Below are 21,874 nucleotides of genomic sequence, written 5' to 3'. Positions count from 1 at the left end.
GTCGGCTCGCGAGCCGACTGTCTGGGTACGCGTACCATCGCGAGCAGCCTCGACGTCGAGGAGGCAGGCGTGGGCGAACTCGGGCTGACCGACACCAACGGCATCCTCGCGCTGCCCTGGGTCCGGCCCGAACGCACCAGCGCGGGGCTCGGCTGGGACCGGATCTACGTCTCCAAGCAGCGGGAACGTCCCTACCGCGCCGAGTTCGCGCCCGCCCGCAGCCACCAGCTGATCCTGCACCTCGACGGGCCCGTGACGGTCCGGCGCGGCGTCGGGACCCCGCGCGAGCGCAGCCGGCGGATGCCCGCCGGCGGGCTGTTCCTGCAGCCTTCGCACGCCGATCTGTCCGTAGAGCTCGGCGGAGACCTCGAAACCGTGCACGTCTACATCGCCGACGACGCCGTGCAGGAGGCTGCCGGCGACCACGCGCCCGTCCGGCTCGCCGAGGAGCTCGGCAGCTCCGACCCCCTGCTCGAACAGCTGGTGCTCAGCCTCGACGGCGTCGTCCGCGACTGGGAGCCGGGCGCCCGCACGTACGCCGACCAGCTGGGCGCGCTCGTCGCGGCGCAGCTGGTCCGCCGCCACCACGCCGGCCCCGCCCGCGTGCCCGCCCCGGCCCGAGGTCTCTCCGACCGGCAGTTCACGCGGGTCCGCGACCTGATGGCGGAACGCCTGGCCGAGCCGGTGCCGCTGGCGGAGCTGGCCGCGCTCGCCGGGCTCAGCGTCAGCCAGTTTTCGCGGCAGTTCAAGGCCCGCACCGGCCTGCCCCCGCACCGGTTCCTGCTCCGGCTGCGGGTCGAGCAGGCAGGGCTGCTGCTGCGCACGGGCAACGACCCGATCGCCGAGATCGCGGCCCGCTGCGGCTTCTCCCACCAGGAACACTTGACGCGGGTGCTGCGCGCCCAGCTCGGCACGACCCCGGCGGCACTGCGCCGGGCAGGCTGACCCGTAACTCGCGTGATCAGAGCCGTAACCGGCGTGATTGAGGCCGTAACTCGCGAGTTCCGGCCCCAATCACGCGAGTTCCGGCCTCAATCACGCGAGTTACGTCCCGGATCACGCGAGTTCCGGCTCCGATCACGGCGCGGCAACGCGCGTTTCGTGCCGTCCCGCAGCACGAACGTGCAGGACCACGGTCCCCGCCGGCCGGATACTCCCTCGCATGACCTCGTTCACCTACGCCGCGAACCCCGTCCGGGTGGTCTTCGGCCGCGGCACGCTCGGCACCCTCGGTGACGAGGCCCGCCGCCTCGGGCTGAGCCGCGTCCTGCTCGTCGGAACCCCGCGCCACGCCGACAAAGCCGCCGACGTCCTCGGGCCGCTGCTGGCCGCACGCTTCGAAGACGCCGCCATGCACACTCCCGTCGACGTCACCGAGCGCGCGCTCAAGGTCGTCGCCGAGCACGACGTCGACGGGGTCGTCGCCATCGGCGGTGGCTCGGCCACCGGCTTGGCCAAGGCGATCGCCCTGCACACCGACCTGCCGCAGCTGATCGTCCCGACGACGTACGCGGGCTCCGAGCTCACCGAAGTCCTCGGGCAGACCGCCGACGGCCGCAAGACCACCCAGAAGACCCCGAAGGTCCGGCCCGAGACGGTCATCTACGACGTCGACCTCACGCTCGGCCTGCCCGTGCCCTTCTCCGCCGCCAGCGGGCTCAACGCGCTCGCCCACGCCGTCGAGGCCCGCTACGCCCCCGACGCCAACCCGATGACCGACCTGCTCGCGCAAGAAGCGACAAAACTCCTCACGGACGCCTTACCGCGCATAGCAAATGATCCGTCCGATGTGGACGCACGCACCGACGCCCTGCGCGGCGCCTGGCTGGCCGGCACCTGTCTCGACGCCGTCGAAATGGGCCTGCACCACAAGCTGTGCCACCTCCTCGGCGGCAAGTTCGGGCTGCCGCACGCGGAAACGCACGCCGTCCTGCTCCCGTACGTCATGGCCCACAAGGGCCTCGACGACGCGGGCGACGTCTTCGACCTCGCCAACAGCCTCCCGATCCCGCACTCGCTGGCCGAACTCGGCCTCACCGAAGCGGACATCGCCGACGAGCCGGAAGCGGACCTGCTCCGCCAAGCGATAGCCGGCACCCGTCCGGCCGCACCGCCGAGCCTCAAAGCGCTCACGAAACAGGTCGTCGACAGCTTCGCAGCGGCACCGGACCGCGTCCGCACCCTCCTCACCGACCTCGTCGAGACGCTGCACGGCTACGCGATCCGCACCGACCTCACGCAGGACGAGTGGGAGTACGCGATCGGCTTCCTGACCCGCGCCGGCCACATCACCACCGACACCCGGCAGGAGTTCATCCTGCTGTCGGACACCCTCGGCGTGTCGAGCGTCGTCGACGTCCTGACGAACTCGCGGACGCCGGACACCACCCCGTCGGCCGTGCTCGGACCGTTCTACGTGGACGGTCCCCCGGAGACCCCGCAGGGCGCCGACCTGGCCGAAGGGCTGCCGGGGACTCCACTGTGGACCGATATCCGCGTCACCGACACCGATGACCGGCCGGTCCCGGAAGCGATCGTCGACGTCTGGCAGTCCAATGAGGACGGCTTCTACGACGTCCAGCTGCCCGAGGTCGACGGCCCGGTGCTGCGCGCCCGCTTCCGCACCGACGCCGAGGGCCGGCTGCGCTTCCGGACGATCGTGCCGAGCGCCTACCCCATTCCGGCGGACGGTCCCGTCGGGCAGATGCTCGACGCCGTCGGGCGCCACCCCTACCGGGCGCCGCACGTGCACTTCATGATCGCCAAGCCCGGCTACCGGACGCTGATCACCCAGCTGTTCGTCGCCGGCGGCGAGTACCTCGGCTCCGACACCGTGTTCGGCGTCAAGGACGGCCTGATCGTCGACTTCGCCGAGCAGCCCGACGGAACCGGACGCCGTCTCGACTTCACCTTCCGCATCTCAGGGAGCAGCGCATGAGCTACGACACCGACGTCATCGTGGTCGGCAGCGGCCCGGCCGGCGGCTCCGCGGCCCTGCTGCTCGCCACGTACGGCGTGCCGACCGTGCTCGCCACCAAGTACGGCTGGACGGCCAACACGCCCCGCGCGCACATCACCAACCAGCGCACCATGGAAGTGCTGCGCGACCTCGGCGTCGAAGACAAGGCCCTGGCCGTCGGCACGCCGCCGGAGCTGATGGGCGACACCGTGCTCTGCACGTCCCTGACCGGGCCGGAGATCGGCCGCATCCGCAGCTGGGGCACCGGCGCCGCCTCGGCGGCCGAGTACGGCGCGGCCAGCCCGTGCCACATGATCGACCTGCCGCAGACCTACCTCGAGCCGATCCTGGCGAGCGAAGCCGCCGCGCGTGGCGCGAAACTGCGTCTGGACACGGAATTCCTGGACTTCACGCAGGACGAGGACGGCGTCACCGCCCGGTTCCGCGACCGCGTGCGCGGCGACGAGTTCACCCTGCGCGCCAAGTACCTGATCGGCGCCGACGGCGCGCGCAGCCGCGTCGCCGAGCAGGCCGGCCTGCCGATCGCCGGGCAGACCGGCAAGGCGGGCAGCATGAACATCACGTTCACCGCCGACCTCGGGCCGTACGTGGCGCACCGCCCGAGCGTCCTGTACTGGGTGATGCGGCCCGGCGCGCACCTCGGCGGGATCGGGATGGGCTTGGTCCGGATGGTGCGGCCGTGGAACGAGTGGCTGCTGACCTGGGGTTACGACATCGAGCAGGCCCCGCCGGAGGTCGACGTCGAAGAGGCGGCGCGGCTGGTGCGCGACCTGGTCGGCGACCCGGACCTCGACGTCGAGATCACGTCGACGTCGCTGTGGACGGTCAACCACAACTACGCGACCGAGTACCGCAGCGGCCGGGTGTTCTGCGCCGGGGACGCCGTGCACCGGCACCCGCCGTCCAACGGGCTCGGCTCGAACACCTCGATCCAGGACTCCTACAACCTCGCGTGGAAGCTCGCGATGGTGCTTCGCGGCGAAGCGGGCGAAGGGCTGCTGGACAGCTACAGCGCCGAGCGAGCGCCGGTCGGCAAGCAGATCGTCGACCGGGCGAACCTGAGCCGCGACCAGTTCGGGCCGATCTTCGCCGCGCTGGGCATCACCGGCGACACCGACGCCGACGGCATCACAGCCGGGCTCGAGACCTGCCTCGCGCCGACGGCCGAGGGCGCGCGGAAACGGCGTGAGCTGGAGAAGGCGATCGAGCTGAAGCACTACGAGTTCAACGCCCACGGCGTCGAGATGGACCAGCGGTACGCCTCGGGCGCGGTGCTGCCGGACGGGGTCGTGGCGCATTCGGAACGTGACGCCGAGCTGTTCCACCGGCCGAGCACCGAGCCGGGGGCGAAGCTGCCGCACGCGTGGCTGGTCGGGCCGCACGGGCGTCGGGTGTCCACTTTGGACCTCGTGGGCGGCGGCCGCTGGACGGTGCTGACCGGCCTCACCGGCACCGCTTGGCGCGACGCCGCGGCCAAGGTGGGCGCCGAGCTGGGCCTCGACCTGCGCGCGCTGCGCGTCGGCGACCCCGAAGGTCGCGACGCGTACGGCGACTGGTCCCGGCTCAGCGGCATCGACGAGGACGGCTGCCTGCTGGTCCGCCCGGACGGCTACGTCGCCTGGCGCCACCGCACAGCCGACGCCGAAGCGGCGAAGTCCCTCCTGACGGCCCTGAAGTCGCTCCTCGACCGTGATTGAAGCCGGAACTCGCGTGATTGAGCACGTGACCCGCGTGATTGGAGCCGGAACTCGCGAGTTACGGCTTCAATCACGCGAGTTACGGCTCTGATCACGCGAGTTACGGGGTGGTGACCTGGGTGAAGGTGACCGGGATCTTCGGGGGTCCGCTGCCGTCGCCGATGCCGGGACGGGACGGGTCGATGCCGCCGCGGGCGACGTTGTCCAGGACGCCGAGGCCCGCGTCGTCGATGCTGCCGAAGACCGTGTACTCCGGCGAGATCTCGACGTCGCCGAAGACGAGGAAGAACTGGGACCCACCCGAGTCGGGCTGGGCCGTCTTCGCCATGGCGAGGACGCCGCGGCCGTACGTCAGCTCGGGGAACAGCTCGTCGCGGATCGAGTAGCCGGGACCGCCGGTGCCGTCGCCCACCGGGTCGCCGCACTGGAGCATCTGCAGCCCGGCCGTCACGGACAGCCGGTGGCACGACGTGCCGTCGTAGAACCCCTGCTTCACCAGGCTGACGAAGTTGACCACGGTGCAGGGGGCGAGCGCGCGGTCGAGCGTGAGGCCGATGGCGCCGACGCTCGTGGCGAGCCGCACGGGGACGGTGCCGGAGGACGACGCCGGGCCGTCGGACGGCGGTGCGACCTTCTTCGGCGCCGGTGACGTGGGGTCCGGGGTGAAGGCGCAGGTCACCGGGTCGGCCAGGGGCTTGGTGCGCTTCGGCATCGGTGCCCGGCCGCCGGGAGGCAGGGAAAACGGGGCGCTGGTCGTCGATGCCGCCGAGCTGGCCGTCGGTGACGACGTGGGCAAGGTCCCGACGGCCCCCTTGGCGTCCGGTTCGCGCAGGAAGCCGGGGTAGCCCCAGGCCAGGAAGGCCAGCGCCATCAGGATGACGACGATGACCGACCCGGCGATCAGCACGATGGCGGCGGGTGAGGTCTTCTTCGGCGGCACCGGCGGCTGCCACTGCGGATACTGGGAGAACTGCTGGTGGGGCTGGTGCGGATACGGATACCGCGGTTCGCTCCCGTCCGGCCGATCCCCCGGTGGCCCCGGCTCGCTCATCCCCGCTCCCCTCGTCAGGGAGCCCATTCTGCCGTGCGGGCCGGCTTGCCGGGTACGAACGCGGAAAGCCGGCCCGATCAGCCCGTCACGGCAACCCCCACGGTGCACTCGCCCCGCCCGGCGGCACCGGCCGCACCCCGAAGTCCGGCCGATCCCCCTTCCGGTACACGAAGGCGTCCTCACCGCGCCCCAGCTCCACCTGCACGTCACCGTTGCCCAGCCGCCGCCAGCGCCGCGACCGGCCCCGCGCGTCCGTCACCGTCAGCTCGCCGTCGATGCCCGGCCGCAGCACGCAGGGCGCTCCCGCCTCGCTGTGCACCTTCAGCCAGCGCGTCTTCCCGGTCGCCCGGGACGCGCTGAGCAGGAACGCGCCTTCGGTGCGGAAGTCCCGCAGCGCGATGTCACCCCAGGCCGCGGGCACCGCCGGGAACAACCGGACCACGCCGCCCCAGCTCTGGACCAGCATGTCCTGCATGGACTTCGCCGCCGACAACGGCGTCTCGATGACCGGCCCGGACTCCTTGTACATCGTGTTCGGCTGGATGTAGCGCCGCTGCAGCTCGCCCAGGTAGAACGCCGCCTGCTCGCCGCGCAGCATCTGCGCCGAGATCGACGCCGCGCCGGTGAACGTGTACCCCTGCAGCGCGCCCTCGAAGCCGACCCAGTGGTTCAGCGACGTCTCGATGATCTGCCGGTGCTCCGGCTGTTCCCACGTGACGTCGTAGAGCGGGTAGATCTGCAGCATGTGCGAGTAGTGCCGGTGCGACTTCGCGAACGGCACACCCGCGCCGATCATGTACCCGTTCACGTCGGCCGGGTAGTCCACCAGCGAAGCCAGGACGTTCCGCCACTTCGGCGCCAGCGGATCGCCGGGCGCCGTCTGCAGCAGCGTCTTGCAGCCCCACCGGATGAGCGAGAGGTCGTAGTTGCAGTCCGGGGCGTCGACGCCGTACTCGGGCGAGAACGTCGGCGGCAGGTGCAGCTTGCCGTCCGGGCCCGGCGCGAGGAAGTGCAGGTAGTAGTTGATCGCCTTGCGCAGCAATGGGAACAGCGTTCCCGACAGCAGCTTCCGGTCCATCGTGTGGCGGTAGGACAGCCACACGTTGTGCAGCGCCCACGTCAGGTTGCCGACCTCCGGGGTCGGCGGGTCCTGCCCCGGGACGCCGACGGGGAACCCGCTCGTGGCGTTGGAGACGCCGTTGAGCAGCGTCATGTCGGTCGTGCGCGGGATGCCCGCGGAGTCGGCCTGGTACGGCGACGCGACCTGGCTGGTCAGGTTGCTCCGGTACTTGTCGAGGGCGTAGCTGACGGCGTCCAGCTCGAGGTGGTTGGAGCCGTGGATCAGCCAGTATTCGAGCTGGACGTTGAGGTTCCACCACGTCGCCGGCCACGGCGTGTTCTCCAGCCACGGCCCGGACGTCGCCATCACCGGCGCCTCCCGCCGGGCTGCCGACGCGATCTTGTACAGCTGGATCCAGTAGAAGCTCTGCAGCCGGGTGTCCGGGATGGACAGGAAACTGTGCCGGTAGTAGTCGTGCCACCAGCGCCGGTGGTCCTGGGTCAGCGCGCCGAACGGCTCCGCCCGGCGGACCGTCGAGAGCGCCCGCGCCACCGACGTCTTCGCCGGGTGCGACCACGCCACCGACGTGTACAGCGTGCGCGCACCACCGCGGGTGACCTCCCGCCACGCCGTCACGTGCTCGCCGCCGGCTAGCAGCGGCTGGACGGCCAGCCGTGCGTCACCGCTGCCCGACAGCTGCACCGGCGGGTTCGCGGTGTAGCCGGCGGGCGGCGGCTTGTTCCACACCGGGTCGGCGCGCGGGCTGACCGCGACCGCCGGGTGGAACACCCACTTGAACGCGCGTTCTCCTTCGGACGGCCGGATTTCGACGGCCAGCAGCGACTGTCCGGTGTGGACGATCGCCCGCAGGCTCAGGCTGCCGGCCGCGGTCGTGATCGTGCCGGTCAGCTCCGCGTTCCACAGGTCCATCCGCCAGTCGATCGCGGTGATCGCGCCGACCGGTTCGAGGGTGAAGTACCCGATCGGCAGGCGCGCCAGGCCGAACAGCGAGCCGAACTCCGGGCGGTGGTCCTGGACCTGGCTGTGCTGGACGTTGAACCGGATCGCGTTCTGGCCGGGTTCGGCGTAGATGCCCGAGCCGAGGAAGCCGTTGCCCAGGAACGGGCCTTCGTACCAGGTCTTCGGCAGCCGCCGCCAATACAGGTCCGCCGTGCCGAGGAAACCGGCCCAGCCGAAGTCGTCGCTGCCCGGTGCGTCGGCGAAGGCGGGGGTGACGCCCGCCGCGCCCGCCGCGATCCCGGCGAGCGCCCCACCGAGCACGGTCCTTCGCGTGATGTCCATCCCGACCTCCTTGTCGAAAGCGGATTCAGCTCGGCAGGCCCCACGCCGGCGCCGGACCGAGAGCGGGGACGTCCCGGGGCGCGCGGTCCGCCCGCCCGCCCCGCGGGGTGACGACGGCGGTGCCGCCGCGCCGCAGCCCGATCGCGATCCGCCCGGGCCCGGCCGGGCGCCACGGCAGCCGCCGGCCGTGCTCGTCGCGGACGTCGACGTCCCCGGCGACGCCGTGCTGCAGCACCAGGGGCTCGCCGGCTTCGCTGTGCACACGCACGAACTCCGTCGTCCCGGCGCGACGGGAGGCGTCCACGAGGAACGCGCCCTCCGCGCGCAGGCCCGCGATCGAGGCGTCGCGCCAGGTCGCCGACACCGACGGGAAGACCTTGAGCACGCCGCCGGATCCCTGCATCAGCATGTCCACCAGGGACTGCGCGGCGGTGATCGGGCTTTCGATCGCGAAGTTGGAGCCCTCGCGGTACATCGTGTTCGCGGTCAGCTCGGTGTCGGCGACGATGTTCCGGTCGAGGAAGAACTTCAGGTAGCGCAACGCTTCCTCGGGCGCGTCCATCACCGAGCTCATCGACGATGCGGCCGCGTAGCTGTAGCCGTGCCAGGCGGTCTGGTCGGCGATCCAGTGCCGGAACGTCCGCGTCATGACGTCGCGGTCGCCCGCGCGGTCCCAGACCTTCTCGCGCAGGGGGTAGAGCCACAGCAGGTGCGAGAAGTGCCGGTGCGACGCGGCCAGGGGGACGCCGTCGCCGATCAGCACGCCGTCGGCGGCGGTCTCGTGGTACGGCACCAGCTTCGCGCCGATCTCCTGCCAGATCGGGACGCGCGGTTCGTTCAGGTGCAGGATCCGCGCGGTGTCGACGAGCGTGCGGGCGGCCCACCGGATCAGCGACAGGTCGTAGGTGCAGTCGGGCGCGTCGGCGTACTCCGGCGAGCGAGTCAGCGGCAGGTGCAGGTAGCCGTCGGGGCCGGTGAAGAGGAAGTGGCGGTAGAAGTTCAGCGCCTTGGCCAGCGTCGGGTACAGGACGTCGCGCAGCACGCGCCGGTCCAGGTGGTGGCGGTAGGCGAGCCAGACGTTGTGCAGGCCCCACAACAGGTTCCCGGTCTGGTCGGTCTTGGACGTCGTCCCGGGGACGCCGACCGAGCGTGTGCCTCCGGGCCGCAGCCGCCAGTCACCCGGGTGCGAGAGCGCGTAGGTGTCGCCGTCGCGGTAGGCGGGCGGCACGGATGTCTCGAGGTTCGCGTGGTCGCGGCGGAAGGTCTCGGTGACGGCGTCGAGCTCGGGGTGGTTGCTGCTGTTGACGATCGGGTAGGTGACCTGGACGTTGAGGTTCCACCAGACCGCGGTCCAGCTGTTGCCGACCTCGGGGAACCACGGTCCCCACTCGGACACGACCGGCCCGTTCGCCCGCGTGGCGGCCGCGATCTTGTAGAGCTGGATCCAGTAGAACCGCTGGACCTGCTTGTCCGGCACCGAAACGAAGCTGCGGGCGTGGTAGTCGTTCCACCAGCGGCGGTGCCGGGCGAGCAGCGCGTCCGGGTTCGCGGCAAGCGCTTTCCGGACGGCTGTGAGGGCGTCGGCGGTGTGCGTCGTGCCCGGGAAGCTGTAGGCGACGGTCGCGGCGAACAGCCGTCGCGCGCCGATCGTGCGTTCGCGCCAGGCCGTCGTGTAACCGCCGCCGGCGAGCATCGGCTGCGCGCAGTAGCCGTCGCCGAGCTCGGGCGCGGGGTTCGCGACGTACTCGGGCGGCTTGCGGACGGTCCGGGTGGTCGCCGACTCCAGCGGCTGGAACGCCCAGGCGGCGCCGGCCTCCCCCGCGCTCGGCGTCAGCGAGACGAGCAGCACGCCCAGGTCGTTGTGCACGACGGCGGAGAACGCGACCGAGCCCCGGGTGGTGGTGATCGTGCCGCCGAGCTCGGCGTTGTAGAGGTCGAGCGTCCAGTCGACGGCGGTGATCGCACCGGCGAGCGTGAGCGTGAGGTAGCCGATCGGCAGCCGGGACAGCCCGATCCCGGCCTCCCACTGGACGCGCTGGTCCTGCACCTGGCTGTGGCTCAGCATCACCTTGAGGACCTGCGGCGTCTGCCCGGCGTAGACCTGGGCGCCGAGGTAGCCGTTGGCGAGGAACGGACCCTCTTGCCAGTTCTTGGGGAGCCGCTTCCAGACCATCCGCGCGTCGGTGGCGACGTCCCGGTACGGGTTCCCGGCGGCGCCGAGCGCGGGCGGAGCGGCTCGAGCCCAAAGTCCCCCGAACGCGGCGGCCCCCACCGCGACCGAGGCAGAGCGGAGCACGGTACGCCGCGACACTGCGTCCATGAAGCGTCCTTTCGGATTCATACTATGTTTCATGCGACTTACAGGCGGCGTGCGGCCATGTTTGCAGACAGAGCCTCAGAAAGCCAGAGTTGTTCACCCAAAAAGCGGAGATACATCCGATGTATCGACGATGCAGGGAGATCAGTCGCCGTCGCAGAGCTGGGCCACGAGGGTGTCGGCCGCCCAGTCCTCCCACCGCTCGGGCGACCAGCCGCGGTCGCGGACGAACACCTGGTAGAGCTCCGGACCGAGCAGCCCGAACAGCACGTCGGCGGCGTGCTCGACTGTCACGCCGGCGCGCGCCCCCGGCTTGGTCACCAGCGACCGGGCGGCTTCGAGGTGCACGGCGAACCGCGGGTCGACGTCGTCGCTCCACTGGCCGGCGATCGCCGGGTCGGCCGAGACGGCCGCGCGCAGCATCTCGACGATCGGGGCGACGCGCTCCAGGATCCCGCGGGTGCCCCGGACGTGCAGCCGCAGGTGGGACTCGGCCGTGGTGGCCGCGAGAACCTCCTGGAACCACGTCCGGTCCATCGTCGCGACCGGCTCGAGGTCACCCGCGATCGCCACGTCGACCAGTTCCTTGAGCAGCACGCGCTTGTTGCCGAAGGTGAAGTAGATCGTCTGCACGGCCACTTCCGCCCGGTCGGCGATCTCCTTGAGGGTCGTCGCGCCGTACCCGTTGAGGACGAACAGCTCGCGCGCCGCCTCCAGCATGCGCCTGCGCGTCCGCGGGGCGTCACGGACGCGTTTCTTGCGCTGTTCCATTACTGGAGTGTACATCTAGAGTAGGACTCTAGTAACGGAGGAACCCATGCAGGCCATCGTCAACGCCCGGCAAGCCGAAGCCTGGAACGGCTGGGAGGGCGTCCACTGGGCGCGCAACCGCGCCCGCTACAACGCGATCGTCGGCGCGTTCAACGACGACCTCTTCCGTGTCGCCGCGATCACCCCGGACGACCACGTCCTCGACGTCGGCTGCGGCACCGGCCACGTCACGCTGCTGGCCGCGCGGCGGGCCGGTCGCGGACACGTCGTCGGAGTCGACCTCTCGGCCCCGATGCTGGAGCGCGCCCGCGCCGACGCCGCGGCGCAGGACCTCACCCATGTCCGGTTCGAGCAGGGCGACGCCCAGGTCCACCCGTTCCCCGACGCCGGTTTCGACGTCGCGATCAGCCGGGGCGGGGTGATGTTCTTCGAGGACGCGGTGGCCGCGTTCGCCAACATCCGGCGCGGGCTGCGGCCCGGCGGGCGGCTGGCGTTCCTCGGCCCGCAGGGAGGCGGTCCCGACAGCGACTACGCCCGCGCGACCGCGGCGCTCAAGCCCCTGATGCGCGCACCGTCACCTGCGTCGCGGGGCATGGGATCCCTGGTCGACCCGGCCCGCATCCGCGAGGTGCTCGACGCGGCCGGGTTCGCCGGCATCCGCATCGAGCCGGTCATCGCGCCGATGGACTACGGCCGCGACGCCGCCGACGCGGCGGAGTTCATCCTCGGCCAGGGACCGGTCCGCACCAACCTGGCCGGACTCGACCCGGGCGTCGTCGAACGGACGCGGGAGCAGCTGACGGAGGGACTCGAGGCGTACGAAACGCCCGAAGGCGTCCGGATCTCCGGCGCGGTCTGGCTGGTCGACGCGACCCGGGCGGCCTAGGCCCCGGGCAGCGGCGGCAACGCCGGGGTCTCCAGCCAGCGGGTGAAGAACGCGTCCAACGACCGGGCCGCGTACGCCTCCGCCATGGCCACGAACCCCTCGGTCGTCACCAGGCCGTGGCGGTGGTCGCCGGTCCACGCCTTCAGCAGCGCGAAGAACGCCGGGTCGCCGATCTCCGCGCGCAGCGCGTGCAACGTCAGCGCGCCGCGCTTGTAGACGCGCTCGTCGAACATGCGGGCCACGCCCGGGTCGGCGATCCGGACGTCCGCCGGCTTGGCCTTGACGCGCGTGTGCCAGCCGCGGGCCAGCGCCTGCGCGGACTGCCCGCCCGACTCCTCCGACCACAGCCACTCGGCGTAGGTCGCGAAGCCCTCGTTCAGCCAGATGTGGCGCCAGTCGGCCACCGTCAGGCTGTTGCCGAACCACTGGTGGGCCAGCTCGTGCACCACGAGCCGCTCGTACGTGCGGCGGCCGTCGACGTGGTTGGCGCCGAAGATCGCCATGCCCTGCGCCTCGATCGGGTCGTCGAGGTCGTCGTCGGTGACGACGATGACGTACTCGGCGAACGGGTACGGGCCGAACAGCCGCTGCAGGAACTCCATCATCCGGCCCTGCCGGCCGAAGTCGCGGTCGAACGCCCGGCGCAGCCGCGACGGCACGGCCGCCCGCTGCGTCACGGTCTCGAAGATCGACTCCACCTGCCCGCTGGCGCGCCCGATCCCGAGGCTCAGCCGGCGCAACCCCACCCCGGTGTGCGGGAACCAGCCGCGGCCGGACAGCTCGACGTCGTCGTAGCGGCCGATCTGCACGCTCATCAGGTAGGTCGCCGTCGGTTCGGGCCGGTCGAACACCCACTTCGTCGTGCTAGCCGACGTGGACCGCTCGACGAGGGTGCCGGTGACCGCGACCAGGTACGGCGACGCCGTCGTCACGGTCACGCGGTAGGCCGCCTTGTCCGCCGGGTGGTCGTTGCACGGGAACCACGACGGCGCGCCGACCGGCTGGCTCGCCACCAGCGCGCCGTCGGTCAGCTCGTCCCAGCCGACGTCGCCCCAGCGGCTGCGCACCGGGCGGGGGTTGCCGACGTAGTGCACCTCGACGAGGAACGCGGCACCCGCCGCGATCGACCTCGCCGGCCGCACGTGCAGCTTCGCGCCGCGCTTCAGGTACTTCGCGGGCTTCCCGTCGACCAGCACGCGGTTGATCCGGAACTCGCCGAAGTCCAGGCTGACGCGGGAAAGCGCCTGCGTCGCCTCGGCGGTGATCACCGCCGAGGCCGAAAGCCGGTTCGGGGCGACCTTGTAGTCGAGGTTCAGGTCGTAGTGCCGGACCCGGTAGCCGCCGTTGCCGTGGGCGGGGAGGTAGGGGTCACCGGAAGTATCCGCGCCGGGTGCCGGTGCCGGAGCCTTCGAAATCACCCGTGCCGAACCTTTCCTCGTGCCGTGCTGAAACCAGGCTCGCACGGACGGGTGTGTCCGGCGAGCCCGGCAGGTACTTCGTGACCTTCTACTTACCCGTCCACGCGGAGATCGGGTTGCCGAGCCAGCGCGTGTCGGCCGGCACCTCGTCGCCGCGGGTCACCAGCGACCCCGGGCCGACCGTGGTGCGCGCGCCGATGCCGGCGCCCGGCAGCACGATGCCGTGCGGGCCGAGCGTCGCGCCCTCGCCGAGCGCCACCCGCGACATGCTCATGATCCGGTCGTGGAACAGGTGCGTCTGCACGACGCAGCCGCGGTTGATCGTCGCGCCGTCACCCAACGACACGAGGTCGGCCTCGGGCAGCCAGTACGTCTCGAGCCACACACCGCGGCCGATCTTGACGCCCATCGTGCGCAGCCAGGCCGACAGCAGCGGCGTGCCGCCGATCGAGCCGATCAGCCACGGCACCGCGAGGGCCTCGACGAAGGTGTCGGCCAGCTCGTTGCGCCAGACGAAGGAGCTCCACAACGGGTGGTCGATCTCGCGGAACTTGCCGACCAGCAGCCACTTCATCACGGTGGCGGTGAGCGCCGCGACGATCCCGGCAGCCAGCAGGGCGGGCCCGGCCAGCAGCAGGGCGACGCCGAAGCCGAACGCCGTCGCCGCCCACAGCAGCCCGAACGCGACCGAGACGGTCAGCGCGACCCCGCACATCACCGGGATGATCCGGCACAGCTCGACCAGCGCCCGCGCCGCCTTGAGGTGCAGCGCCGGGGTGTAGGTGCGGCTCGTGTCGGCGTCGCCGATCGCGCGGCGGACCGGCAGCGGCGGCATCCCGAGGTACGACGAGCCCTTCTTCGCCTTCAGCGGCGTCGAGGACAAAACACCTACGAGTCCGCGCTTCGGCACCGAACGGCCGGGCGCGGTCATCCCCGAGTTGCCGAGGAAGGCCTGCTTGCCGATCCGGGCCGGGGCGACGTGCAGCCAGCCGTGGCCGAGCTCGTAGGTGGCGACCATGGTGTCGTCGGCCAGGAACGCGCCGCTGTCGACCTGGGTCATCTTCGGCAGCGCCAGGACGGTCGACGCCTCGACGTTGCGGCCCACCTTCACGCCGAGCAGCCGCAGCCAGACCGGCGTGAACAGGCTGGCGTACAGCGGGAACAGGCCTTCGCGGGCCATGCTCATCAGGCGTTCGGTGGCCCAGACCTGCCAGGCGACGCGGCCGTGCACCGGGTGGTAGCCCTCGACCATGCCGATGCTCAACGCCCGGACACCGGCGAGCACGAGCAGCATGTACGCGCCGAAGTACGCCACGGTCGCGACCGGGACGAAGACCAGCGCCTGGGTGAACGCGGCCAGGAGCGTCGGCGCCCCGGCGATCGCGTAGCCGAGCACGGCGACCCCGGCCAGCGCGGCGATGCCGGGCAGGAACCCGAGCAGCAGCGAGGTCACGCCGTAGACGGTGGCCCAGAAGTGCGACCGCGGCGGACGGCTCGACGGCCACTTCAGCGCGTCGCGTTCGTCCTTGGCCACGCGAGCGGCGGGCGAACCGGCCCAGCGCTGCCCGGCCGGGACGGCGCCGCGGACGGTCGAGCCGGCCGCGATCTCCGCGCCCTTGCCGACGCGGACGCCGGGGAACAGGGTGCTGCGCGCGCCGATCCGGGCTTCCGCGCCGATGCGGACCTTGCCGATGTGCACGCGGTCGCCGTCGACCCAGTGGCCGGTCAGGTCGACCTCGGGCTCGATCGCGGCACCGCGGCCCAGCTTGAGGAACCCGGTGACCGGCGGCGGCGAGTGCAGGTCGACGTCCTTGCCGATCCGCGCGCCGAGCGCCTTGGCGTAGGTGGTCATCCAGGACGCGCCGGCGACGCTGTCCGCGCCGCTGAACTCCGCGAGCTTCTCGGCCGTCCACAGTCGCAAGTGGACACTCCCGCCGCGCGGGTAAGTGCCGGGGCGCACGCCGGAGAGCAGCACGCGGGCACCACCGGCGGCGATCGCGATCCGGCCCGCCGGGCTGAACAGCACGACCCAGGCCAGGCCGATCCACGCCCAGCTCAGCGTCGGCGCCCAGGCGAACCCGAGCAGCGACAGGATGTTCGACAGCGCGGCGGCGAGCGTCGCCCAGCGCAGCCCGACCAGGCCCATGAGCGGAACCGTCAGCAGCGACTGGATGACACCGGCGCGCCGCGGGGTCGGCACGATGTCCCGGCGTTCGGTCGCCTGGCCGCTCAGCGCGTCCAGCATCGCGGCCAGCGCGCCCAGCCGGGGGTGCTGGTAGACGTCGGCGACCGACACCTGCGGGTGCCGGGTGCGGATGCGCGCGACGACCTGCGCGGCCGTGAGACTGCCACCGCCGTGGGTGAAGAAGTCGGCCTTCGGGTCGTCGACCGACACGCCGAGGATCTCGGCCCAGCCTTCGGCGAGCCACGTCTCGGTCGGCGACAGCCCGGCGGCGTCCACAGTGGACAGCGGCCACGGGAGGGCGGCGCGGTCGACCTTGCCGGAGGTGCGGGTCGGCAGGTCCTCGACGACGGCGAGCAGCGGCACCAGCGCGGCGGGCAGGTGCTCGCGCAGCCGGTTCGCGGACTGCTCGTGGTCGAAAGCCACTCCTGCGGCGGGGACGACGTAGCCGACGAGGACCTGGTTGCCGGCCTTGGTGCGGCGGATCGCGGCGGCCGCGCCCTGCACGCCCGGCAGGGCCTGCAGCGCGGCGTCGACCTCGCCCAGCTCGATGCGGCGGCCGCCGAGCTTGACCTGCTCGTCGAGCCGGCCGAGGAACAGCAGGCCCTCGGCTTCGGCGCGGACCATGTCGCCCGAGCGGTAGGCGCGCTGCCAGCCCAGCGACGGCAGCGGCGCGAACTTCTCGGCGTCCTTCGCCGCGTCCAGGTAGCGGGCCAGGCCGACCCCGCCGATGACGAGCTCGCCGGTGTCGCCCATGGCGACCGGCCGGCCCTCGTCGTCGACGACCGCGAGCTGCCAGCCGGCCAGCGGCAGGCCGATCCGCACCGGGCCCTCGCCGGTCAGCTGCGCGGCGCAGGCGACGACGGTGGCCTCGGTCGGGCCGTAGGTGTTCCAGACTTCGCGGCCTTCGACGGCGACGCGCTCGGCCAGCTCCGGCGGGCACGCTTCGCCGCCGAAGATGAGCAGGCGGACGTCTTCGAGGGCGTCGGCGGGCCACAGCGCGGCCAGCGTCGGCACGGTGGAGACGACGGTGATCTGCTGCGCGACCAGCCACGGGCCGAGGTCGACGCCGGTGCGGACCAGCGCGCGCGGCGCCGGGACCAGGCAGGCGCCGTGGCGCCACGCCAGCCACATCTCTTCGCAGGAGGCGTCGAAGGCGACGCTCAGGCCGGCCAGCACGCGATCGCCCGGGCCGATCGGCTCCTCGGTGAGGAACAGCTCGGCCTCGGCGTCGACGAACGCGGCGGCCGAGGCGTGCGTGACCGCGACGCCCTTGGGCTTGCCGGTGGAGCCGGAGGTGAAGATGATCCACGCGTCGTCGGCGGGGCCGGGGACGCCGTCGCGCCCGCCGGGGGTGCTGTGGACGTTGATCTTGCCGTCGGTGGCGACCGCGGCGACCTGGGCCTCTTCGAAGACCAGCTCGGCGCGCTCGTCCGGGTCGTCCGCGTCGACCGGCACGTAGGCGGCGCCGACGGACAGGGTGGCGAGGATCGCGACGTACAGCTCGGCGGTCCCGGAAGAGATCCGGATGCCGACGCGGTCGCCGAGGCCGACGCCGTAACCGCGCAGCCGGCGGCCGTAGCCGTCGATCTCCTCGAGGAGCCGGCGGTAGGTCAGCGTGGTGGTGCCGTCGTCGATCGCGGCGGCGTTGGGGTGCCGCTCGGCGGTGGTGGCGACGATGTCGAGCAGGGTGCGCTCGCTGGCGCCCAGGCCGGACCAGAACAGGGCCCGGTCGGCGACCGGAGCGGGCGAGGGAGCGTGCGTCACCTCGGCGACACAGGCGAGCGGGGCGGTGATCTCCGCGTCGACCTCGGGGACCGATCCGGCGGGTTCGATCGTGACGGTCATCGGGCGTGCACCTCGACCGGAACGAAGACGTGCAGGAACAGACTATGGGCGCGCAAGCCCATCACTCACCTTCCGCGAGCCTCACCGGGCTTGCACTCCTGAATGAGGCGCCCGCAACGACCCTTCACCATACTCGCAGGTGAAGGAAACATATCTGCGAGATCACGACGGAGTGTCGGACCTCACCCAGACCGCCCTGACCAGCGTGATCCAGGTCGCACTCGCGGATCACGCCGGCCGAGGCGTCAGGCTGGGACGTCAAAAAGTCACCGGGATTTGGCGGGCCTGGCCGCTTTTCCGCCGACCTTCGGTTTCGCGTTCTTTTCGCGGACGCGCACATTCACCCGGACGGGGCTGCCTTCGAAGCCGAACCGCTCGCGGAACTTGCGTTCGATGAACCGGCGGTAGCCCGCCTCGAGGAAGCCGGTGGTGAACAGCACGAGCGTCGGCGGCCGGATGCCCGCCTGCGTCGCGAACAGCACCTTCGGCTGCTTGCCGCCGCGGACCGGCGGCGGGGTGGCCGCGATCAGGTCGGACAGCCACGAGTTGAGCTGGCCGGTCGGCACCCGCTTGTCCCACGACGCCAGCGCCGTCCGCAGCGCCGGGGCGATCTTGCGCACCGAACGGCCGGTCAGCGCCGAGACGTTGACCTTCTCCGCCCACGGCACGCGGACCAGGCCGCGTTCCAGCTCGCGGACCATCGCGTGCCGGCGGTCCTCGTCGACCAGGTCCCACTTGTTGAACACCAGCACGCAGGCGCGGCCGGCCTCGACGACCATGGTCAGCACCCGCAGGTCCTGCTCCGAGATGGGCTCACCGGCGTCCAGCAGCACGACCGCGACCTCGGCCGCGTCGATCGCGGTCTTGGTGCGCAGCGACGCGTAGTACTCGGCGCCGGCGGCGAAGTTGACGCGCTTGCGCAGGCCCGCCGTGTCGACGAACCGCCAGGTCTCGCCGTCCAGCTCGACCAGCGAGTCGACCGGGTCGACGGTGGTGCCCGCGACCGAGTCGACGACCGAGCGCTCCTCGCCGGACAGCTTGTTCAGCAGGCTCGACTTGCCGACGTTGGGCTTGCCGACCAGCGCGACGCGCCGAGGGCCCGACGTCGCGGCGACGCCCTCGCGCGGCGCCTCGGGCAGGGTCTTCAGGATCGCGTCGAGCAGGTCGCCGGAGCTGCGGCCGTGCAGCGCGCTGACCGGGTGCGGCTCGCCGAGGCCGAGCGACCACAGCGACGCGGTGTCCGCGAGCAGCCGGTCGTCGTCGACCTTGTTCGCCACGAGCAGCACCGGCTTCTTCGAGCGGCGCAGCACCTTGGAGGCGGCTTCGTCGGTGGCGGTGGCGCCGACCGAGGCGTCGATCACCAGCAGCACGGCGTCCGCGGTCTGCATGGCCAGCTCGGCCTGGGCGGCGACGGACGCCTGCAGGCCGGTCGCGTCCGGCTCCCAGCCGCCCGTGTCGACCAGGGTGAACTTGCGCCCGCCCCAGTAGGCGTCGTAGGCGACGCGGTCGCGGGTGACGCCCGGCACGTCCTGGACCACGGCTTCGCGGCGGCCGATGATGCGGTTGACCAGCGTGGACTTGCCCACGTTCGGCCGGCCGACCACGGCGAGCACCGGCTGCGCGAGCGCGGCCTCCTCGGCCGCTTCCGCCGCGTCGATCTGCGCGTCGAGCCTGGCGAACTCGGTCTCGTCGGACCAGGTGCCGTCGATCTCGCCGACGCTGTCCAGCTCTTCCATTACTACCCAATTTCCCTTATGGCGTAACGAATCCGTTTTCGGTACGCCAATCGTCCAAAGTCTTGACGAGCGCCGCGAGCTCGCCGCGGAGCTCCTCGGTGCCCTGGTCGAGCCCGGTCTTACCGGGCCCTACCTTCGGCGTGAACGGCTCCCCCACGAGGATGTCCACTCGCGGGCGGAACCGCCGTCGGCCGTTCGCCGGCTTGAGCGTGCCCCGCGTCGCGACCGGGAGCACGGTCGCGCCGGAGGCCCGGACCAGCCAGGCCGCGCCGCGCTCGGCCGCACCGACGTCCCCGGCACCGCGGGTGCCTTCGGGAAAGATCCCGACAACGCCGCCGTCCTTGAGCACGCCGACCGCCGTCATCAGCGGTTTGCGGTCGATCTCGCCGCGTTTGACCGGGATCTGCCCGATGGCCACCAGGAACTTCCCGGCGAGCCCGCCCAGCAGGTCGAACATCTCGGCCTTGACCAGGAACGCCGAACGCCGCGGCAGCATTCCGAAGATCAGCTGCGGCTCGATCATGGAACTGTGGTTGGCGACTACCACCACCGGCCCGGTGGCGGGCATGCGCTCACGGCCGTGCACGCGGATGCGGAAGGCCGAACGCAGATGATACCGGCCGAAGATCCGGCCGGCCTCGTGGAGCCAGCCGACGGAGCCTTCCGGCAACCCGTCAGCTTTCATCGAGCTACCTCGGCGTTGCACCCCGCCAGCAGTCCGCGGTGGCTGGCGAGCTCGCTGAGGGCGACGATGACCTGGTCGATCGACAGTTCCGAGGTGTCGACGTGCACGGCGTCGTCGGCCGCGCGCAGCGGCGAGGCGGTGCGGGTGGAGTCGAGGTGGTCGCGGCGCTCGACGGAGGCGAGGGCGTCGGCGACCGACGACTTCCGCCCGGCGGCGCTGTCCTGGGTGCTGCGGCGCGAGGCGCGGACGTCGGCCGAGGCGGTCAGGTAGACCTTGAGCGGCGAGTCCGGCGCGACGACGGTGCCGATGTCGCGGCCCTCGACGACGACCCCGCCCCGGTGCTCGAGCACCCCGTCGATGATCTGGCGCTGCCGGGCGACGAGCAGCTCACGCACGTGCGGCACGGCGGAGACGGGCGAAACGGCCTTCGTGACCTCGGGACCGCGGATGTCGGCGGCGACGTCCTCGCCGGCCAGCCGGATCTCGAGCCGGTCGGGGCTGGTGCCGATGCCGAAGTCGGTCTTGTCGGCCAGGGCGGCGACGGCGGCCGCGTCGGCCGGGTCGACGCCCGCGCGCAGCACGGCGAGGGTGACCATCCGGTACATGGCGCCGGTGTCGAGGTAGCCGGCGCCGAGACGCTGGGCGAGCTTGCGCGCGACGGTGGTCTTCCCGGTCCCCGACGGGCCGTCCAGCGCGACCACACCTCGTAGGGCTCCCGTCACCGGCACTCTCCTCGCGTTCTCGTCGTTCGGCTTTGGGTCCATTCTGCCGGTCGGGCCCCGGACGAGATCAGTCGGGACGCTTTCGTCGCCCCCGGGCAACGCCATGAGGGGCACCTTCACGGCGCTCGAGTCCGTGAGGGGCCCCTCATGGACAAGCGGAGGTCAGGTGCGCGCCCCGAAGCGGGCGACCACCAAGTCGAGGCGCTCGGCACGGTGCGCTGGCGACAGGCGATGCCCGCGGTCGAGGGTGATGAGGCCGTGCAGCGCGCTCCAGAAGACTTCGGTCAATACGCCCGCGTCCTGGGTGCCCGCCACCGGCTCGATCACGGCCACGAGCCCGCCGTAGGCCTCCTGCATCACCTCCGGCGTGTCGTCCTGGGCGAACGGCAGCTCCGAGGCGAGCGTGAACATCGCGTCGTACAGAGCGGGCTTGGCGCCGGCGAACTCGACGTACGCCCCCGCGACCCCCGCGACACCGCCGTCCCGGGCAGCCGTGAGCGCCGCGGCCAGCTCGGCGAAGCCCTCCAGCGCGGCCGCCGCCATGATCGCGTCCTTGCCGCCCGGGAAGTGGCTGTACAGCACCGGCTGGCTGTACTCGATCAGCGCCGCCAGCCGGCGGGTCGTGACCGCGTCCCAGCCCTCCGCTTCGGCGAGCTCCCTGGCCGCGGACACGATCCGCTGCCCGCGCTCGGTCCGGTCGCGCACACGCCGTTGTCGCTGGGTCATGCGGCGATGCTAGCACCGCTAGACAAACTAGCGCCGCTAAGTTAGCGTTGCTAGCAATCCTAGCGATGCTAGAAACACTGGAGGGAACACACCATGCTTGTCGCCGGCTACATCCTCGTCGCGATCGTCTCGCTCGGGATCATCTACGTCGGGCTCAACTACCTCTTCGCGCCGGCGAAGATCGCCGCGGGCTTCGGCTTCACCGACGTCCCCGAAAACGCCGAGAGCTTCTTGAACGTCAAGGGCGGCCGCGACATCGGGGCCGGTCTCGTCCCGCTGACCCTGATGATCTACGGCGACCCGCACGCGCTGGGCTGGGTCATCCTCGCCGCAGCCGCCTGGCCCGTCTTCGACATGCTGATCGTCCTGCGTCACCGTGGGAAGAAAGTCATCGCGTACAGCGTCCACGGCCTCACCGCCCTCGTCATGGTCGTCGCGGCGGGCCTGCTCCTGCTCGGCTGAACGTCGCGAATCGGACACGTGGGTTACGGTG

At 71.8% G+C, this 21,874-nt stretch carries 15 protein-coding genes; 5 read left to right on the top strand and 10 right to left on the bottom strand.

What is annotated here, in order from left to right; genetic code table 11:
- Positions 1–69: 69 nt before the first annotated feature.
- The 3 genes from AB0M59_RS20685 (at position 70) to AB0M59_RS20675 (ending at position 4,677) form a co-directional block, all read left to right on the top strand.
- On the top strand, positions 70–945 hold the full coding sequence (locus AB0M59_RS20685) for an AraC family transcriptional regulator (RefSeq protein ID WP_364617200.1): 876 nt from the start codon (positions 70–72) through the stop codon (positions 943–945).
- A 217-nt stretch (positions 946–1,162) separates the two neighbouring features.
- Complete coding sequence (locus tag AB0M59_RS20680) at positions 1,163–2,938, top strand: maleylacetate reductase and hydroxyquinol 1,2-dioxygenase domain-containing protein (RefSeq protein WP_364617198.1); 1,776 nt, start codon at positions 1,163–1,165, stop codon at positions 2,936–2,938.
- On the top strand, positions 2,935–4,677 hold the full coding sequence (locus tag AB0M59_RS20675) for an FAD-dependent monooxygenase (RefSeq protein WP_364617196.1): 1,743 nt from the start codon (positions 2,935–2,937) through the stop codon (positions 4,675–4,677). Before AB0M59_RS20680 ends, AB0M59_RS20675 begins: the two co-directional genes overlap by 4 nt.
- Positions 4,678–4,777: 100 nt before the next feature.
- Here the strand turns inward: AB0M59_RS20675 and AB0M59_RS20670 are convergent, their stop codons facing one another.
- The 4 genes from AB0M59_RS20670 to AB0M59_RS20655 form a co-directional block, all read right to left on the bottom strand.
- Positions 4,778–5,728, bottom strand: coding sequence for a peptidylprolyl isomerase (locus tag AB0M59_RS20670; protein ID WP_364617194.1), 951 nt, complete (start codon positions 5,726–5,728; stop codon positions 4,778–4,780).
- Positions 5,729–5,813: 85 nt separating this feature from the next.
- Complete coding sequence (locus AB0M59_RS20665; RefSeq protein WP_364617192.1) at positions 5,814–8,090, bottom strand: Tat pathway signal sequence domain protein; 2,277 nt, start codon at positions 8,088–8,090, stop codon at positions 5,814–5,816.
- A gap of 25 nt (positions 8,091–8,115) precedes the next feature.
- A complete protein-coding gene (locus AB0M59_RS20660) occupies positions 8,116–10,410 on the bottom strand; it encodes a glycoside hydrolase family 95-like protein (protein WP_364617190.1) in 2,295 nt (764 codons plus the stop codon).
- A gap of 141 nt (positions 10,411–10,551) precedes the next feature.
- Positions 10,552–11,178, bottom strand: coding sequence for a helix-turn-helix domain-containing protein (locus AB0M59_RS20655; protein WP_364617188.1), 627 nt, complete (start codon positions 11,176–11,178; stop codon positions 10,552–10,554).
- A gap of 46 nt (positions 11,179–11,224) precedes the next feature.
- On the opposite strand from AB0M59_RS20655, the gene AB0M59_RS20650 reads away from it, so the two are divergent.
- A complete protein-coding gene (locus tag AB0M59_RS20650) occupies positions 11,225–12,064 on the top strand; it encodes a class I SAM-dependent methyltransferase (RefSeq protein WP_364617186.1) in 840 nt (279 codons plus the stop codon).
- On the opposite strand, the gene AB0M59_RS20645 is transcribed toward AB0M59_RS20650, so the two are convergent.
- The 6 genes from AB0M59_RS20645 to AB0M59_RS20620 form a co-directional block, all read right to left on the bottom strand.
- The gene (locus AB0M59_RS20645) at positions 12,061–13,482 is read right to left on the bottom strand and encodes a M1 family metallopeptidase (protein ID WP_364617184.1); all 1,422 of its coding nucleotides are present in this window, start codon (positions 13,480–13,482) and stop codon (positions 12,061–12,063) included. The genes AB0M59_RS20650 and AB0M59_RS20645 overlap by 4 nt on opposite strands.
- Positions 13,483–13,570: 88 nt before the next feature.
- Entirely contained in the window at positions 13,571–17,512 is a 3,942-nt protein-coding gene (locus AB0M59_RS20640; RefSeq protein ID WP_364617182.1) for a Pls/PosA family non-ribosomal peptide synthetase, read from the bottom strand.
- Positions 17,513–17,778: 266 nt separating this feature from the next.
- Positions 17,779–19,248, bottom strand: coding sequence for a ribosome biogenesis GTPase Der (gene der, locus AB0M59_RS20635; RefSeq protein ID WP_364617180.1), 1,470 nt, complete (start codon positions 19,246–19,248; stop codon positions 17,779–17,781).
- Positions 19,249–19,264: 16 nt separating this feature from the next.
- Positions 19,265–19,933, bottom strand: coding sequence for a lysophospholipid acyltransferase family protein (locus AB0M59_RS20630; RefSeq protein ID WP_364617178.1), 669 nt, complete (start codon positions 19,931–19,933; stop codon positions 19,265–19,267).
- A complete protein-coding gene (cmk, locus tag AB0M59_RS20625; protein WP_364617485.1) occupies positions 19,930–20,634 on the bottom strand; it encodes a (d)CMP kinase in 705 nt (234 codons plus the stop codon). Before cmk ends, AB0M59_RS20630 begins: the two co-directional genes overlap by 4 nt.
- 183 nt (positions 20,635–20,817) lie before the next feature.
- The gene (locus AB0M59_RS20620) at positions 20,818–21,360 is read right to left on the bottom strand and encodes a TetR/AcrR family transcriptional regulator (RefSeq protein ID WP_364617483.1); all 543 of its coding nucleotides are present in this window, start codon (positions 21,358–21,360) and stop codon (positions 20,818–20,820) included.
- Positions 21,361–21,474: 114 nt separating this feature from the next.
- Here AB0M59_RS20620 and AB0M59_RS20615 point away from each other — a divergent pair, with 114 nt between their 5' ends.
- Positions 21,475–21,843 (top strand): DUF4267 domain-containing protein, encoded by a 369-nt coding sequence (locus AB0M59_RS20615; protein ID WP_364617177.1) that lies wholly within the window; start codon positions 21,475–21,477, stop codon positions 21,841–21,843.
- Positions 21,844–21,874: the final 31 nt, after the last annotated feature.

It is taken from the genome of Amycolatopsis sp. NPDC051371 (assembly GCF_040682155.1).
Lineage (GTDB): Bacteria > Actinomycetota > Actinomycetes > Mycobacteriales > Pseudonocardiaceae > Amycolatopsis.
The sequence above is the reverse complement of the archived record's forward strand: the minus strand, read 5'-3'. Positions and strand labels throughout refer to the sequence as shown.